Genomic DNA, 15,634 nt, shown 5'->3' on the forward strand with positions numbered 1-15,634 from the left:
CTTAGAGTTCCTTGCCCTTGTTTCGCCAAGGGGCGAGCCTGTTCTCAAGCCATTGAATACCTTCCACGACTAGAAAGCCGGTGAAAGCAAATATTAGGATGCCTCCAAACACTGCGGGAATGTCGAAATTCTGGGATGAAGTTAAGATCAGAAAGCCGAGACCGGCACGGGCACCAAATAATTCTGCACCAACTACTCCCACAAGACCACGGGCTGCGCCGAGGCGTATCCCTGCAATTATGAACGGGAGTGAAGACGGTAGCCTAACCTTCAGATATGTCTGAATAGGACTTGCTCGAAAGGACTTTGCGCAATCAAGGTAGTTCTTGTCTGTCTCGGCCAAGCCGATCTGTGTGTTGATAAGAATTGGAAAGATTGCAGTTAGGAAAATGAGAGCTATTTTGGAAATCAAACCTATGCCGAGCCAGATAATGAATAGTGGTCCGAGCGCGATCAAAGGCGTGGCGTAGAGCATCGACACCCACGGATCCGCGAGCGCTCGGAACGAACGGGATGCAGTAAGCAGCATCCCGCCGAGGACACCGAAAATAATGGCCAGAAGAAATCCGCAAACAAATTCGAGGCCACTGGTCATCAGGTGAATTTGCAGTTCACCTGTTCCCCACAGTTCAACAAGTCTATTAATAACCTGATCAACCGTGGGGATAAACAGCGGATTGCGTATGATGAAGCGGGCCAACAGATCCCACAGCAGCAGGCCAACAAGGAAAGAGATCAGTCCATCGAGGGCGCGAGAGTTAGTCATTACTGGTGACCTCGCGGGACCCGGAGTTGTTCGGATGCCAATCAATAGTTTGCTGACACTGCTCACCGAGGCGCTCAATGCCGAGATGCACAGTTTGGCCATGGCGGAGGTATTGGGGTGGGGTCTGGCCCATCCCAACGCCGGCAGGCGTCCCGGTTGTAATGATGTCGCCTGGATGGAGGCTCATGAAGCGTGAAAGGTAGCTTATGACCTCGTAACAGCCGAAGATCATATTGGCTGTTGAGCTGTGCTGATACGGGGTTCCGTCAACCTCGAGCCACATTGCGAGATCGTGAGGATCAGGAATTTCGTCTGGCGTCACGAGCCAGGGTCCGATGGGAGCGAAGGAGTCATACCCTTTGCCCTTGATCCACTGGCCGCCGCGGTTCAGTTGAAAATCGCGCTCCGAAACATCGTTCACCACGCAGAACCCGGCTATGTGTCTGGCCGCTTCATTTTCGCTGATGTGCGATCCGGCCTTGCCGATCACGACGCCCAATTCGACCTCCCAATCGGTATGCCTGCTTCCTGGGGGTATGATTATCGGATCGTTAGGCCCCGATATCGCACTTGTGGGCTTGCCGAAGATCACCGGTTCGGCAGGGACTGGCATGCCGCTTTCTTTCGCATGATCTGCATAGTTGAGACCGATCCCGATGATCTTGCCGACATTGGCGACACATGGGCCGACACGGGTGGACGCGTCCGCTGCCGGAAGCAGTTCGAGGTCCGCCGCCGCGACTGCGTCTCGTGCCCGAGGATCAAGGATGCCGTCGTCGAAAGACCGGAGGATCACAGTCAGATCCCTATAGGTGCCTTTGGAATCAAGGATGGCCTGTCGCTCATGCCCGCGAATGCCAATTCGTGCGAATTTCATGACTTGGTCCTGTGATCGATACCGCGGAGCACTCTCGACGCGCGGCGCCTAGAGCGATGCTCCGCCGTCAATGGTGAAAACACCGCCAGTGCAGAACGATGCCGCATCGCTCAGCAGATAGAGGCACAGTCTGGCGACCTCATCTGGTGCGCCCAGGCGACCGAGCCGCTGGCGTGCGGTCATCTGAGCAAGCATGGCAGTTGGATCGCCAGCCTGGTCGACCCGTGCCCTGAGGGACTCGGTCTTGATCGTTCCGGGGCAAACGACGTTGCACCTGATGCCATCCGCCGCGTAGTCGAGGGCGATCGCCCTCGACATCGCAATAACGGCGCCCTTGCTGGCGGAGTAGGCATAGCGGTCGTCGAATGAGCGTATTGTCGAACAGATCGATGCAATGTTGACGATGACGCCGCTTTTCTTGCGCCGCATGGAAGGCAACGCCGCATGCAGCACGCGGTGGATTCCGCCAACGTTGATGTCTATGCAAGCAAGGAGCTCGGAAGCGCTACAGTCCAAGAGCTTGCCAACCGGCACGATGGCCGCGCAGTTCACCACGGCGTCGAACTCGCGCGTGCCGACGATGGCGTCGATATCGCTTTGCGCGCCGACGTCGAGTTTCGCCGTGTCATACGACAGCGTCGGCGCGCCTCCGCTCATCTGCTCGCTTCGATCGGTGGCGAGGACGTGCCATCCGGTCTCTTGAGCCAGATTGGCAATTGAGGCGCCGATGCCTTGAGCTGCGCCTGTGACCAACAGCGAACGTCTGACCTTCTCCATGTCCACCCCTCAGTGGTTATCGAGAGGAAGGGAGACGGGCCGCTGATGCACGAGGAAGCTGAAGTCGGCTCCGTCTGCGGCTTCGTTGACGAATTGCGCGTACAGCTCGCGGTAACCTCCAACCGATCTGTCCGATGAGAAGGATTGGAGCTCGGCGCGGCGCTTATCGAGTATTGCCTCGTCGACCAGAAGGTCAATTGAACGAGAGTGGAGGCTGAGCCGGATCCGGTCGCCCGTCTCGACCAGCGATAAGGGACCGCCCGAACTCGCCTCGGGAGAAACGTGCAGAACAACGGTCCCGAATGCAGAACCGCTCATGCGTGCATCCGACACCCTGACCATGTCGCGTACGCCACGCTCCAGAACTTTTTTCGGAAGGGGCATATTGGCCACTTCCGCCATGCCCGGATAGCCTTTGGGGCCACAGTTCCTCAGGACCAATACAGTGTCGTCCGGCACATCGAAATTAGGATCAGCCATCGCGCGCCGCATCACATCGACGTTGTCGAAGACATAAGCGGGGCCCTCGTGCTCAAGTAGTTCCTTGGACGCCGCAGAGACTTTTACGATGGCTCCCATCGGCGCAAGATTACCTCGAACGACAGCAATGGACTTTGTATTCTTGTATGGTTGATCGACCGAAAAGATCACCTTTTGGTCAGGTGTTCCGCTGGATGCATAAAGAGAACTCAAAGAATGACCCAGGAAGTTCCTGGATGTGCCGTCTACCAATGACCCTTTGATCAGCTCATTTATCACGACCGACGTTCCGCCGGCGCGATAGTAGTCCTCCATCGCGAAATGGCCTGACGGCTCTATGTTCGCGAGATTGGGAACCGCATCCGACAATTTGTCAAAGTCGTCGACGGTCAGTTGGATGCCGATACGTCTTGCAAACGCTATGAGGTGGATGACCGCGTTTGTTGAGCCCCCGAGCGCCGACAGCAGCACGATCGCATTTTGCAGGGACCTCCTGTCACAATAGGATGCGATGCCCTCATCCGATCGGGCAGCAAGCACGGCTGCCTTTCCGGTCTCGACCGCGAGCCGCCTCCGCTCCGCGCTCGTGGCGGGCGCGGCTGCATTTCCGGGGAGGGACAAGCCAAGTATCTCGACAAGAGAAGCCATCGTCGACGCCGTGCCCATGATCGGGCAATGGCCTTCGGATGCATTCAGTTTTAGCTCGATCTCGGCAAATTCCTCGTCGGACATCCGACCTGCCCGGCGTTCTTCGGAAAACTTCCACATCTGCGTGACGCTGATGGGCGCCCCGTTGTGGAAGCTCTTGGTCATGGGGCCTGCCGACAGCAGGATCGAAGGCAAACCTGCGCTCGCAGCGCCCATCATTGCCGCGGGAGTGGTCTTGTCACAGCCCGTCAACAAAACGACCGCATCCATGGGATTGGCCCGAATGGTTTCCTCGATCGCCATGGCGGAAAGGTTTCGGAACATCATCGCGGTCGGGCGCATCAGTGTTTCGCCCAGCGACATGACCGGAAATTCAAGCGGCAGTCCGCCCGCCTCGATAACCCCCTGCTTAACCAGGTCAGCCAATTGCCGCAGGTTTCGATTGCACGGGGTCAGTTCGGACCACGAATTGGCGATGCCGATCACGGGTCGCCCATCCAGGGACTCGCGGGTCAGTCCGCCATTATATACCCAGGAGCGATAAATGAATCCGTGCAAGCCGCCGCGCTTGAACCAGTCATGCGATCTCATAAGGCGTCCAATCGCTGTGTGTTAATTCTGAAAATGTCTGCGACTAGTGAGCGACGACCTAGCGAAACGCTGGGACTCTGATCGTCAACAGCTTGTCGGCCAGATCGATGAAGTCTACCGCGACCACATCGAATGCATCTGAAGGCTTGGGCTCCAGTGGCCCACCGATTCCCCATTGATGCGGACGTCCCACGAATGCGGTTGCCAATCCCGCCCTACGGGCACCTTCCAAATCGGAGGTGTGCGACGCGACCAGCATGGTCTCGGATGCCTCGAGGCCCAGAAGCCGCGCGCCGCCAAGATACACCTGGGGATCCGGCTTGTATTTCTTGAAGAGCTCACCCGACAGGATGCAATCCCACCGGATGTCGGCACGCTTGGCCATGTTTGTCAGCAGCGAGACGTTTCCATTGGAGAGGGGAGCGATGGTGTACCGCTGACGTAGCTGCTCAAGACCCACGACCGCGTCGGGAAATGGCTCCAGCCGGTGCCATACGCGATTGAAATGGGCGGCCTCGGCTTCATTCAACTCCAAGCCATATTCAATCAGGAGCTCATCAAGCTTCCGGCGATGCAGCTCGTCTGCGTTCATCCAAGGGAGCTTGCCCGCGCTGACATCATCAACGCCGCGAACATAGCCTTCGACCCGCCACCGGTCGGCAAACTCTTCCCAAGCGATCTGCTTACCCTTCGCGGATCCGAGGGCGATCCCCTCCTGGATGACAGTCTTTCTCCAATCCACGACCGTTCCGAACACGTCGAACACAAGCGCCCTAACGCTACCCGTCATCATTTCCTCCCTAATCCGCGAGACAATAATACATTATTGTTCAATAGGGTCAAGATGGTAGCCATAACGCGTTTGTGAACTATAAAAAAGCTAATAAAAACACATAGATAAGGGTTGGCTATGAAAGCTTGTCTGACAAATCAAAGATATGTTAAATAACTTTAACCCCTCCCGTGGAGGCAAGCGGCCATGGTGGGCCCACATCGCTTTGGCAGAACTCGCTTAAGCGAGCCGCTTGTCCGAATAGGTAAAAATATTTGGTCCTTGAAGGCAGGCCATCGGCCTTGGAGAGCTTTCCTCAGCCAGCTTGACCGCGGAGTGCAATAATATATTATTCAACCAAGCGCGGCTGCCTCGGTGGTTGATGGAGTGATTGGGGCCTATTATTACCCACGAAACTGGGATCGCCGCCTCGGAATCGATTGGAGATTAGCCAAACATGGCCCTAGATGATCAGCGCACCCATATGACTCATCTGAAGGATTGGGCGAGGAGCATAATTGGTGCGCAAAACTCGGCGGACGCTCGCACGAATACAAAATCTGAAATTGCATTTAAGGTGATTGAGACATTGATTAGTTCGATGGAGCTTCGTCCTGGAGCTTATTATAGTGTTGATCAGTTTTGCGATATTCTTGGAATGGGCAGATCTCCCGTAAGGGATGCTCTCAAGCAATTAGAAACCGAAGGGCTCGTTGATTTACGGCGGCGCGTTGGAGTTCGGATACAGGAACCTCTTCTTGAGAAGATGGGGCAACTGCTTGTCGTCCGGACTGCGTTGGAACTCGTGGCGACGCGCGAGGCGATTTTGAATGGCACCGACTCTCAGAAAGATATCATCGGGTACCTTGCAGTCCAAATACTTGAGTCTGCGACCAAACAGGACACCAGCAGCTTTATGCACATTGGAGTGATAATGTATCAGCAAATGTTGCAGGCAACAAAGAACGAATATTTGGAGAAATATCTGATACCGATTTACAGCATGTCCAGGAGAATATATTTTTACAATATGAAGCAGAGCGGAGAATTTTTCAATATCGGTAGGCTTCACAGTGAGAGACTCAGGTGTATCGCGAAATCCGATATTCAGGGAGGTGTGAAAGCAACCGAGGCAATGATGGACTTCATCGGTAAGGCGGTAGCTCAGAGGATAAAGGTCGTGTCGTCCTAGTGCACGATTGACCAAGCGTGCGTCATTCACGCCATTCAAGATAGCGATATATTATTTATCTATTCTTGTGCCTGCCGCTTCGAAGCGACGGCATGGTTGACGGAATCCGGACTTCCATCAAATAGCGCTATTCTTTTTTGCTCTTAGTGCGACAACGCCAATCAGTTAGACGGGGCACTTGATGACAAAAGGACATACGGCCGTCCTTGTGCTTTTCCTGTTGCTATTTGAGGCCCTCAACTGATTCCTCGAAGTTGGGCCGTCCGGATTTGCTAGTGCATTGAGAACCAGAAGAAGCCGCGGGGTACGAGCTAGTCTAGCGCGTCGGCTCATTGATGTGACTTGTAAATTGACCGGAGCGCACCGGATCGATCCTGTCAGCCTCTGCGAGCGCCCATCTCTCCCACGCTTCAAGCACCGAGGCGTCAATATCGACGGAACCTTCAACGATCGCCTGCCGTACGCGCTGAACCAGCGCTCGAATCTCTTGAGCTTGGCGCAGCAGCTCGCCACTGGTGCGCAAGTTTTCCAAGCGCTGGCGATTTAGCTCCGCAAGCCGCTCCTGCCGCCGCTTTTCCTCCTCCTGCCGTGCTCGCTCCGCACGCTCCTCTTCTTCGCGAAGGCTCTGCCTGAACTTCGCTTCGCCCGCCACGATAATGGCAGCTGCGATGGGGGCGATCTTTGCCTCCAGGTTGCCGCCCTCATCGTCCCGCCAAGTCTTGCCGCCTCTGCGGTCGAAGCCTGGATCGAGCCGTAGCGTAAGCGGCGTCGCCGCTGGGAGATCGGGCGCCAGCCGGACATGGCCATACTGGCGCACCGTCCGGTGCTTGCCGGCGATAGCGATTTCCAAACCCAAGTAAGTGTCGCCTATGATCGCACGGGCGTGGATTTCTCCATCACTCTCATAGGCGTCGCCGCCATGGCCGCGCTTGCTAAGCGCCAGAAATATCCCATTGAGGATTCTCAGCCGCCGCTTGGCAATCGGCGTGTCGAACTTGGGTTGGTCCCAATGATGCTCGCGTTCCGCCGCCTTCTCGCGCCGACGTTGCTCTTGCTTGAGCAACTGCACCAGACCGCTATGCGGCGCATCGAGTGTCTTCGGAGCGGAAGCCCGACCAACCGCGTTCAATTCTTGCGCGTAGAGTTCGTCGAGATTTTCCAGCACCAGCGGGGAAGCGAATGGACCTTCGGACGAAGGCGCCGGAGCTGAGGACAGAACCTTGGCAAACCGCGCATCCACACTTAGTCGGCCAGTCTCGCCGGGGCGCCGTGGCGGCGCCTAGGGGCGCGTCGGTACGGGCTTTCCGGCATGCACTTTGTTCCAATATCCCTGGGGCGGCGGCGCAACACCGTAGCTTGCCAGGAGCTTCCTCAGTCCGACGTCGGACAGGTCGAGCTTAGCCGCTAAATCGCGCATTGGTGCAGACCAGGCAAACGCGCGAAGGTCGTCCGGCAGCACAAGAATGTTGTTCCAATTATATGATCGCCCCACGCCTTACCTCCATGTTCGTCGAGCACGGTCTTGTTCTCCGCAAGCGGATCGCGCCGCGATCCAACTGACACCGCGCGGCGCATGCGCCGTCGATGGCAAGTCGATCACGCCTTGGCCAGAAACGAAGGGTATTCCTTCGAAGACTTTCGCGCTCTGGTCCGTAGCGTGGCGGTTCATCCCAGGGTCCTATCAGAAGCTAACTTGCCCTTCTCCCCGCACATGTCAGTGACAGCACGAAGACGGCGCCGCTTCAGGTGAGGGGCGGTTCGACGATCTCAAGAGGCGCTCAAGGGCAAATCGCCATTCCCCTAAGGTCGATGAATTTGCATGATCCGCTTGGTGATCAGGCCGAGCCGAAGGGCCACCACGGACAGAACAGGAGGAAGGACTGCTTGCCAGCCTGCCATGACCTGATGTAATAAAACGTCGGAAGTTAACTGCAATTGCCTACGTTTTAATACATGACCAAATCCGCCGAAACTTCGCAGCGCGACCTTGCCGTGAAACTGATTGAGCGCCACGGGATCATGCGTCTGTCGGACCTGAAACGTCACGGCATCAATCCGGCCACGCTTGCCCGCTTGGTCGACGAGGGCGTCCTCCAACGCCCCTCGCGCGGGCTCTACGAACGCGCAGGTGCCGACGTCGATGTCGCGCATTCCCTGGCCGAGGTCGCGACGCGTGTTCCAAAGGGTGTGATCTGCCTCGTATCGGCGCTCCAGTTTCATGAGATCACGCTGCAGCTGCCGCGGAGCATCTGGATCGCAATCGGCTCGAAGGATCGCAAGCCGGCGATCGACTACCCGCCTATCCGTGTCGCCCGCTTCGGCGAAAAGGCGCTCACCCTTGGTGTCGACACGCACATCATCGATTCGGTGCCTGTCCGGATCTTCGATCCGGCCAAAACGATCGTCGACTGCTTCCGTTTCCGCAACACCGTCGGCCTCGACGTTGCAATGGAAGCGCTGCGCATGGGCTGGCGGTCCAGAAGGGCCAAGCCCGACGACATTGTCCGATATGCGCAGCGCCTGCGCATCTGGAGCGTCGTGCGTCCCTATCTCGAAAGCGTGGTTGCCGATGAAGGATAGCCCGGCCAACCTTTCCGCGTCGGTTCTTGCCCGGCTGCGCAACGTCGCTCGGGAGAAGCGAACGGACTATCAGCTCTTCCTGAGGCGATACGCCATCGAGAGACTGCTTTATCGGCTCAGCATCTCGCCGCATCGCGACCAGTTCATCTTGAAGGGTGCGATGCTGTTCGCGGCCTGGCTCGATGATCCGTTTCGACCGACGCAGGACCTCGACCTTCTCGGGTTCGGCGATCCCGCCGTAACGGCGATCAAGACCGTGTTCGACGCGATCTGCCAGGCGCAGGTCGAAGATGACGGGCTGGTGCTCGACACGGACGGCCTGAACGTCGAGTCAATCCGTGAAGACCAGCAATACGGTGGCGTCAGGGTGAAGACGACGGCGTATCTCGGAAGGACACGGATACCCGTGCAGGTCGACATCGGCTTCGGCGACGCCGTTACGCCAGCGGCGCAGGTGCTGGAGTTTCCATCGCTTCTGTCGACCGAGGGTCCTCGACTGAGAGCCTATCCGAGAGAGACCGTCGTTGCCGAGAAGCTCCAGGCGATCGTCGCGCTTGGGCAAGCGAACAGCCGCATGAAGGACTTTTACGACCTGCTGGCGCTGTCGCGGCTGTTCGCATTCGAAGGCGGATCGCTGGCTCAGGCAATCCGAGCGACCTTTGAACGTCGTGGCACGCCGCTGCCGACGGACATTCCGGTTGGACTCAGCGTCGCTTTTGCCGAGGACAGCGAGAAGGCACGGCAATGGTCGGCGTTCGTAGGAAGGGAACCGCTGCTCCTGCGACCGGCGAATTTCCCTGCCGTGATCAGTGGTATTGCCGAGTTCGTTCTCCCGCCGCTCCGAGCCTCAGCCGGCCACGAGGAGTTCGGCCACCGTTGGCCGGCCGGCGGGCCGTGGACGTAAAGCTCGGCTTGCTCTGATGCTCTGGGCCGGACGGGTCGCAAGGAGCGGAGCGCCGGACGCGCTCCAACGGGAACCCGAAGTGTAGCCGACCGCCAAAATCCGGGAAGTGAAGTGTCTCAAGCGCGAGGACGCCATACCGTCATTTGTCTTCGGTTGGAGCGACTGTCCACGGAAGAGAATTGTTCTGTGATATCAAACGATTACAAGTCGAGTACCCTAGGTCCGCAACCTTGTTTATGATGTGCCCAAGGCGGACTCCACTAGACGATCGAATTTGGCGGTATAGAAAAATCAGTGACTTATCAGCGTGTTGTGACTGCCGATAGATGATGCAGGATCCGACATGAATGCCGGGCCTGGCGACCCCAAATTCCTCAATGATAGGCCATAGTTAGAATTTGACGGTAAAAGTGACGGTGTTTTTGATTCTGAGCGTGAAAAAAGATTTTCAATATCAATAGTTAAGCGTCTCGTTGATGATGGCATGAGCCGATTGTCCGCCCTGCTTGGCTCTTGCGCTGGCGTACGGGCAGCTCCACGGCAAGCTCCCAACGCCGGTCAGCTGTCTGCAGCCGCCGCACAGCCTATGGCGCTCCTCGCGGCTCGAAGACGAGCCGCGAGCCCGGGCCGGAGGCTGGTTGCTTCCGGCTGGTTTGAGCACATCAGTTCTTGCCGTTAATGGCGATGCGCTTGGCTTTCGCTTGCGCACGCTCGGTCTTGGGCAGGGCGACGGTCAGCACGCCGTTCTTGAAATTGGCACTGACCTTGTCGTCCTCGACCTCGTAGCCAAGCGGGATGCGGCGCTCGAAGCGACCGTAGAAGCGCTCCGAGAACTGACGGTCCTTGTCTTCGGTTTCGGACCGCTTCTCGCCCTTCAACGTCAGCACGCCGTCTTCGAGCAGCACCTCGATGTCCTTTTCCTCAAGGCCGGGAACCTCGGCCGTGACGCGGATCTCCTTCTCGCCATCGGAGACTTCCACGTTCGGCCAGCCTCCGCCGCCGAAGGAGGAGAACCTGCCTAGGGCCGGCAGGCGGCTGTCGAAACCACGGAAGACGTCGTCGAACAGCCGGTTCACCTCGCGGTGCAGCGACAGGAACGGGTCGCGATCGTCATCGCGGAAGACGCTCGGAAGCTGGTTGCCGTCGTTGCGGCCCCAGGGGATCAGATCACGTACGCTCATCGTTTTTCTCCTTCATGCCTTCATGGTGTGCCCTTCTGCAAAGCTCCGCCGCGAGCCGGACGCGAACGTCCGGCTCTTGGGAGCATCATCGTGGATTGCTCAGGCGGCCTGCCTTTCGGCCTCGATCTTGCGCTGCGCGACCTTCGGCGTGGCCGCTGCGCTGCCGATCTCGATCCGGCGCGGCTTCATCTCTTCGGGAATCTCGCGCTTGAGATCGATCGTTAGCAGGCCGTTCTCCAGACTGGCGCCACTAACTTTTACGTGGTCGGCCAACTGGAAGCGGCGTTCGAACGCTCGGCCAGCGATGCCACGATGCAGGTACTCGGCCTTGTCTTCGCCGTTCTTCTCGCCGGTCACCAGAAGCATGTTCTGCTCCTGCGTCATCGACAACTCGTCCTGGCTGAAGCCGGCCACCGCCATGGTGATGCGGTAGTCGTCCTCGCCGATCCTGGCGATGTCGTAAGGGGGCCAGTTGTCGATGGTCGTTGTTACTCGGCTCGCGTTCTCGAGAAGGTCGAAGACGCGGTCGAAGCCAATGCTCGACCGATAGAGCGGGGAAAAGTCGAATGCTGTTCTCATAGCCATATCCTCCATTGAGCAACATGGGTACGAGGAGCGCCAAGAAGCCGGCGCTCCCTGACCATGCCGGTCCCGTTCAGCGACCGGCGTCACTGACCTAGGAATCGTTTTTTCGCGCTTCAAGACCCTTACGCAACCAAAATTGTCGCCGGAACGTCGATCAGACATGCGGCGTTTCTGGACCTCACCTGCTCAGAATACGTCGCAAATACTAGGAGGCTGGATGATGGCGATTACGCGCGAGGAGATCACATCTGTGCTCGGGCCGGTCGACGACGAACTCGTCGCAGAGCTGATGGAGACCGGAGCATCGGCCGAGGAGCTTCGGGAGGCATGGGGCTGGCTTCACAACGACGAGGCGCTGATGGGTGCGGGGCGTCTGCTGCCCGGTACCCGAGTGGGCAGGCTGATCGAGATGCTGGAACCGGACGAGGACGAAGCTTAGCACCTCGTTCGGCCCCGGGCCGTCTTGAACTCGGGCCGCAAGCTGACCATGTCGTTTTCGAAAGGGAGCGCTCGCCCGCCAGGTTGATTCTTCAAAAGACGATCAGAATTGCTGGAGGAGTTATGAACGACGTCACGTTTTCGGAACCCGTCATACTGCATTTGCCCAGCATCGGCGACCGCAAGGTCGCGACCAGCTTCGAGGCGATCGAATGCCTTCAGAACGAATGGCCGCAATGGGCGCGAGGCAGGAACTGGCGCAGCGCGCAGTCAGCCTGTCGCGACGCACTCGATGGATGGTGTGGCGCGAAGATAGCACGACGAAGCTTCGTCAAAGCCGCGAACCGGGCGGGGCTTTTGCCGGGCCGGCGACGAGCGAACGCACCAGCCTGGCACGGGCCGGCATCATGCGAGGCATACGTGGCGGCCAGCGGCCCTCAGTGAATCGCGATGATCCCATCCACGGCCTTCCATTCGGACGGCCGGATCAGGCGATGGTGGGCGACGCGCACCGAGTGCAGCGCGCCCTCCAGCGTTTCCTTCCAGTAGCCCAGAAATCCCCGCAGTTCGGGAAATTCAGGCGCCAGGTCATATTCCTGCCAGACATAGAGCTGCAGCAGGCTCGGATGATCCGGCATATGGTAGTGAATCTCGGCGGTCGTCAGGCCGTAACCTTCCATCTGCATGCGGAACTCCCGGCTCACCGCTGCAGCCATTCGCTATCCTTTCTCTGCCTCAAGCATCCAGTCTTTGGCGTTCTGCCCGGCTCATTGCCTCGGTGCGGTCTGATAGCGCCGAACCTGGGCCGTCCAGACGCCGCAGTGCGTCCATGATGCAATCGAACGAGATCGGCTGTTTGACGCCGGGTGGCTGCCTCAGCGCCGGCATGGATTCCACTGCGCAGGCATCCGAAGCCCAGGATGAGAGGATCGCTCTCGTTTCGTACAGGTCGAGCGTTCCGTCGCGCAGCACGTCGTCGGGATGCTTGTAGTGACGCGCCGGCGACAGCAACCGGTCGAGCGCGAGGTCATTGGCTTCGGGCGCCAGTGAGGGGATGATCATCGAAAAATCGGTTCGGCCCATCGATATCCTCCTTCCGGTTTGCCGTTCCAAAGCTCCGTTTCGATCTCAATTCGGGAAGCCATGCGTGCCGCATGGCGGCCCTTAGATTTTGCTCGACCACGGGAAAATTTCAAGCCCGTCAAAACGAGCCGAACCGGCAAATAGCTGCATGTTTTCTTGATGCTAGCACTCGGTAGACGTTAGTGCAAAAATTTTCTGGCCAGCCTCTTGAAACTCGAAAATCGCAAAACTAGCTCGAAATGCGCGCGATGCCGGATGAAGGGTCGCCGCACCCCGCACCGAACCGATATTGCCGGTCCGGGTGCGGAGGAACCTCAACATCTGTTTGTCCAAGAGGAGAACGACATGGCGTTCCGTCCATTGCATGACCGTGTCCTGGTCCGCCGTATCGAAGCCGACGAAAAGACGGCTGGCGGCATCATCATCCCTGACACCGCGAAGGAGAAACCGCAGGAAGGCGAGGTCATCGCCGTCGGTCCCGGAGCGCGTGACGAGAGCGGCAAGCTCATCGAACTCGACGTGAAGGTCGGCGACCGCATCCTGTTCGGTAAATGGTCCGGCACCGAGATCAAGCTGAACGGTGAGGATCTCCTCATCATGAAGGAAAGCGATGTGATGGGCGTGATCGACCAGAGCGTCGCGTTCAAGAAGGCCGCGTGAACCGGGCCCAGAAGAAACCAACCAGTCAACGAAAGCTGCCTAGATTTGAAGGAGTGATCCAATGGCTGCCAAGGAAGTCAAATTCCACACCGAGGCCCGCGAAAAGATGCTGCGAGGCGTCGACATCCTCGCGAATGCCGTGAAGGTCACGCTCGGCCCCAAGGGCCGCAATGTCGTGATCGACAAATCGTTCGGGGCTCCCCGCATCACCAAGGACGGCGTCACCGTCGCCAAGGAGATCGAGCTTGAGGACAAGTTCGAGAACATGGGCGCCCAGATGGTCCGCGAGGTCGCCTCGAAGACCAACGACCTTGCCGGCGACGGCACCACGACCGCGACCGTTCTCGCTCAGGCCATCGTCAAGGAAGGCGCAAAGGCTGTCGCATCTGGAATGAACCCGATGGACCTGAAGCGCGGCATCGACAAGGCGGTCGACGCAGTTGTCGCCGAACTGAAGGCCAACGCTCGCAAGGTGACGCAGAACAACGAGATCGCCCAGGTTGGCACGATCTCGGCCAATGGCGATGCCGAGATCGGCCGCTTCCTTGCGGAGGCGATGGAAAAGGTCGGCAATGAGGGCGTGATCACGGTCGAGGAGGCCAAGACCGCCGAGACCGAGCTCGAGGTGGTCGAAGGCATGCAATTCGATCGCGGCTACCTCTCGCCCTACTTCATCACCAATCAGGACAAGATGCGGGTCGAACTGGAAGAGCCGTACGTGCTCATTCACGAGAAGAAGCTCGGCAATCTGCAAGCCATGCTGCCCGTTCTGGAAGCGGTGGTGCAGTCGGGCAAGCCGCTGCTGATCATCGCCGAGGATGTCGAGGGCGAGGCGCTCGCTACGCTGGTCGTCAACAAGCTGCGCGGCGGCCTCAAGGTCGCGGCCGTCAAGGCTCCGGGCTTCGGCGACCGCCGCAAGGCCATGCTGGAGGATATCGCCATCCTGACCGGCGGCACCGCGATCAGCGAGGATCTCGGCATCAAGCTGGAGAACGTGACGCTGCAGATGCTGGGCCGCGCCAAGAAGGTGGTGATCGAAAAGGAGAACACCACCATCGTCGACGGTGTCGGCCGCAAGGAGGAGATCCAGGGCCGCATCGCCCAGATCAAGGCGCAGATCGAGGAGACCACGTCGGACTACGACCGCGAGAAGCTTCAGGAGCGGCTGGCCAAGCTCGCCGGCGGCGTCGCGGTGATCCGAGTCGGCGGCTCGACCGAGGTCGAGGTCAAGGAGCGCAAGGACCGCGTCGACGACGCGCTGCACGCCACCCGTGCGGCGGTCGAGGAAGGCATCCTGCCTGGTGGCGGCGTCGCCCTTCTGAGGGCTGCGAAGGCGTTGGACAATGTCCAGACCGACAATGCCGATCAGAGGACCGGCGTCGAGATCGTGCGGCGGGCCATCGAGACGCCGGCCCGCCAGATCGCCGAAAATGCCGGGGCTGAAGGCTCGATCATCGTCGGCAAGCTGCGCGAGAAAACCGACTTTGCTTGGGGCTGGAACGCCCAGACGAACGAGTTCGGCGATCTCTACAGCCAAGGCGTCATCGACCCGGCCAAGGTCGTGCGCACCGCGCTGCAGGATGCGGCCTCAGTCGCCGGCCTGCTCGTCACCACCGAGGCCATGGTGGCCGAGAAGCCCAAGAAGGAAGCCTCCGCCCCTGCGATGCCAGGCGGCGCCGGAATGGACTTCTGACGAACGGAGAGTGGGCCGTGGCAGCCGCGGGCGGGCACGGCCCACTCAGTCACTATGGGGTGTTGCAATGAATATGATGAGCAGCATAGCAAGGATCGCGCCGCCGACACATCCGAGAACCGATTTTGCCTATGAGACGGAGTGCAAGGAGGTGCTCGCTCCCCAGCTTTCCGGGCTTCTCGAAGCAGCGGAGTCCGCCGGCTGGGATCGTCGCAAGGCCGCCTACACGATCATGTTCCTGGCCGCCAAGGAGCTATCAGACAAGAAGGAGGGGTCGTCATGATTGCCGCCCGCCTGCGCGAATGTCTGAGGGTTCTGAGATGGGACGCTGCGGATCTCGCCGATCAGCTTGGGTACAATGAGAACGAGATCGCATCGTGGATTGAGGGCAGAGCAGTTGCGCCTCT

At 58.8% G+C, this 15,634-nt stretch carries 18 protein-coding genes; 8 read left to right on the forward strand and 10 right to left on the reverse strand.

The window, feature by feature from the left end; all coding sequences use genetic code 11:
- Position 1: 1 nt before the first annotated feature.
- Genes AmiPiv_RS00185 through AmiPiv_RS00205 form a run of 5 tightly spaced genes read right to left on the reverse strand, consistent with a single transcriptional unit; the run spans position 2 to position 4,929 of the window.
- Positions 2-766, reverse strand: a complete 765-nt coding sequence (locus AmiPiv_RS00185; RefSeq protein ID WP_340035225.1) for an ABC transporter permease — start codon at positions 764-766, stop codon at positions 2-4.
- On the reverse strand, positions 759-1,643 hold the full coding sequence (locus AmiPiv_RS00190; RefSeq protein WP_340035226.1) for a fumarylacetoacetate hydrolase family protein: 885 nt from the start codon (positions 1,641-1,643) through the stop codon (positions 759-761). Before AmiPiv_RS00190 ends, AmiPiv_RS00185 begins: the two co-directional genes overlap by 8 nt.
- 48 nt (positions 1,644-1,691) lie before the next feature.
- Positions 1,692-2,420: an SDR family oxidoreductase gene (locus tag AmiPiv_RS00195; protein ID WP_340035227.1), complete on the reverse strand. Its 729-nt coding sequence runs from the start codon at positions 2,418-2,420 to the stop codon at positions 1,692-1,694.
- A 9-nt stretch (positions 2,421-2,429) separates the two neighbouring features.
- A complete protein-coding gene (locus tag AmiPiv_RS00200; RefSeq protein WP_340035228.1) occupies positions 2,430-4,139 on the reverse strand; it encodes a dihydroxy-acid dehydratase in 1,710 nt (569 codons plus the stop codon).
- Positions 4,140-4,197: 58 nt separating this feature from the next.
- Positions 4,198-4,929, reverse strand: coding sequence for a haloacid dehalogenase type II (locus tag AmiPiv_RS00205; RefSeq protein WP_340035229.1), 732 nt, complete (start codon positions 4,927-4,929; stop codon positions 4,198-4,200).
- 439 nt (positions 4,930-5,368) lie between these two features.
- Between AmiPiv_RS00205 and AmiPiv_RS00210 the strand changes: the two genes are divergently transcribed.
- Positions 5,369-6,103 carry a GntR family transcriptional regulator gene (locus AmiPiv_RS00210; protein WP_340035230.1) on the forward strand — a complete coding sequence of 245 codons (735 nt, stop codon included), beginning with the start codon at positions 5,369-5,371 and terminating at the stop codon, positions 6,101-6,103.
- A gap of 316 nt (positions 6,104-6,419) precedes the next feature.
- Here the strand turns inward: AmiPiv_RS00210 and AmiPiv_RS00215 are convergent, their stop codons facing one another.
- A complete protein-coding gene (locus tag AmiPiv_RS00215; protein ID WP_340035231.1) occupies positions 6,420-7,268 on the reverse strand; it encodes a hypothetical protein in 849 nt (282 codons plus the stop codon).
- 788 nt (positions 7,269-8,056) lie between these two features.
- Between AmiPiv_RS00215 and AmiPiv_RS00220 the strand changes: the two genes are divergently transcribed.
- Complete coding sequence (locus AmiPiv_RS00220; RefSeq protein ID WP_340035232.1) at positions 8,057-8,683, forward strand: type IV toxin-antitoxin system AbiEi family antitoxin domain-containing protein; 627 nt, start codon at positions 8,057-8,059, stop codon at positions 8,681-8,683.
- Positions 8,673-9,587: a nucleotidyl transferase AbiEii/AbiGii toxin family protein gene (locus tag AmiPiv_RS00225; protein WP_340035902.1), complete on the forward strand. Its 915-nt coding sequence runs from the start codon at positions 8,673-8,675 to the stop codon at positions 9,585-9,587. The genes AmiPiv_RS00220 and AmiPiv_RS00225 overlap by 11 nt, the downstream gene beginning before the upstream one ends.
- Positions 9,588-10,249: 662 nt before the next feature.
- Here AmiPiv_RS00225 and AmiPiv_RS00230 read toward each other — a convergent pair.
- Positions 10,250-10,768, reverse strand: coding sequence for an Hsp20/alpha crystallin family protein (locus tag AmiPiv_RS00230; RefSeq protein WP_340035233.1), 519 nt, complete (start codon positions 10,766-10,768; stop codon positions 10,250-10,252).
- A 99-nt stretch (positions 10,769-10,867) separates the two neighbouring features.
- Positions 10,868-11,347, reverse strand: coding sequence for an Hsp20 family protein (locus AmiPiv_RS00235; protein WP_340035234.1), 480 nt, complete (start codon positions 11,345-11,347; stop codon positions 10,868-10,870).
- A gap of 226 nt (positions 11,348-11,573) precedes the next feature.
- On the opposite strand from AmiPiv_RS00235, the gene AmiPiv_RS00240 reads away from it, so the two are divergent.
- Together AmiPiv_RS00240 and AmiPiv_RS00245 are read left to right on the forward strand one after the other, a co-directional pair.
- A complete protein-coding gene (locus AmiPiv_RS00240) occupies positions 11,574-11,792 on the forward strand; it encodes a hypothetical protein (RefSeq protein ID WP_340035903.1) in 219 nt (72 codons plus the stop codon).
- Positions 11,793-11,914: 122 nt separating this feature from the next.
- Positions 11,915-12,235 carry a DUF982 domain-containing protein gene (locus AmiPiv_RS00245; RefSeq protein WP_340035235.1) on the forward strand — a complete coding sequence of 107 codons (321 nt, stop codon included), beginning with the start codon at positions 11,915-11,917 and terminating at the stop codon, positions 12,233-12,235.
- Here the strand turns inward: AmiPiv_RS00245 and AmiPiv_RS00250 are convergent.
- On the reverse strand, positions 12,229-12,507 hold the full coding sequence (locus tag AmiPiv_RS00250) for an usg protein (RefSeq protein ID WP_340035236.1): 279 nt from the start codon (positions 12,505-12,507) through the stop codon (positions 12,229-12,231). The two genes, AmiPiv_RS00245 and AmiPiv_RS00250, sit on opposite strands and share 7 nt — an antisense overlap.
- Before the next feature lie 19 nt (positions 12,508-12,526).
- Positions 12,527-12,874, reverse strand: coding sequence for a hypothetical protein (locus tag AmiPiv_RS00255; RefSeq protein WP_340035237.1), 348 nt, complete (start codon positions 12,872-12,874; stop codon positions 12,527-12,529).
- A gap of 345 nt (positions 12,875-13,219) precedes the next feature.
- Here AmiPiv_RS00255 and groES point away from each other — a divergent pair, with 345 nt between their 5' ends.
- The 3 genes from groES to AmiPiv_RS00270 all read left to right on the forward strand — a co-directional run bounded on the left by groES (position 13,220) and on the right by AmiPiv_RS00270 (position 15,510).
- Complete coding sequence (gene groES / locus AmiPiv_RS00260) at positions 13,220-13,534, forward strand: co-chaperone GroES (protein ID WP_340035904.1); 315 nt, start codon at positions 13,220-13,222, stop codon at positions 13,532-13,534.
- A gap of 61 nt (positions 13,535-13,595) precedes the next feature.
- The gene (groL, locus tag AmiPiv_RS00265) at positions 13,596-15,227 is read left to right on the forward strand and encodes a chaperonin GroEL (protein ID WP_340035238.1); all 1,632 of its coding nucleotides are present in this window, start codon (positions 13,596-13,598) and stop codon (positions 15,225-15,227) included.
- Positions 15,228-15,294: 67 nt separating this feature from the next.
- Positions 15,295-15,510 carry a hypothetical protein gene (locus AmiPiv_RS00270; protein WP_340035239.1) on the forward strand — a complete coding sequence of 72 codons (216 nt, stop codon included), beginning with the start codon at positions 15,295-15,297 and terminating at the stop codon, positions 15,508-15,510.
- Positions 15,511-15,634 lie beyond the last annotated feature (124 nt).

The organism is Aminobacter sp. Piv2-1 (assembly GCF_037625995.1).
In the GTDB taxonomy this organism is placed as follows: Bacteria; Pseudomonadota; Alphaproteobacteria; order Rhizobiales; family Rhizobiaceae; genus Aminobacter.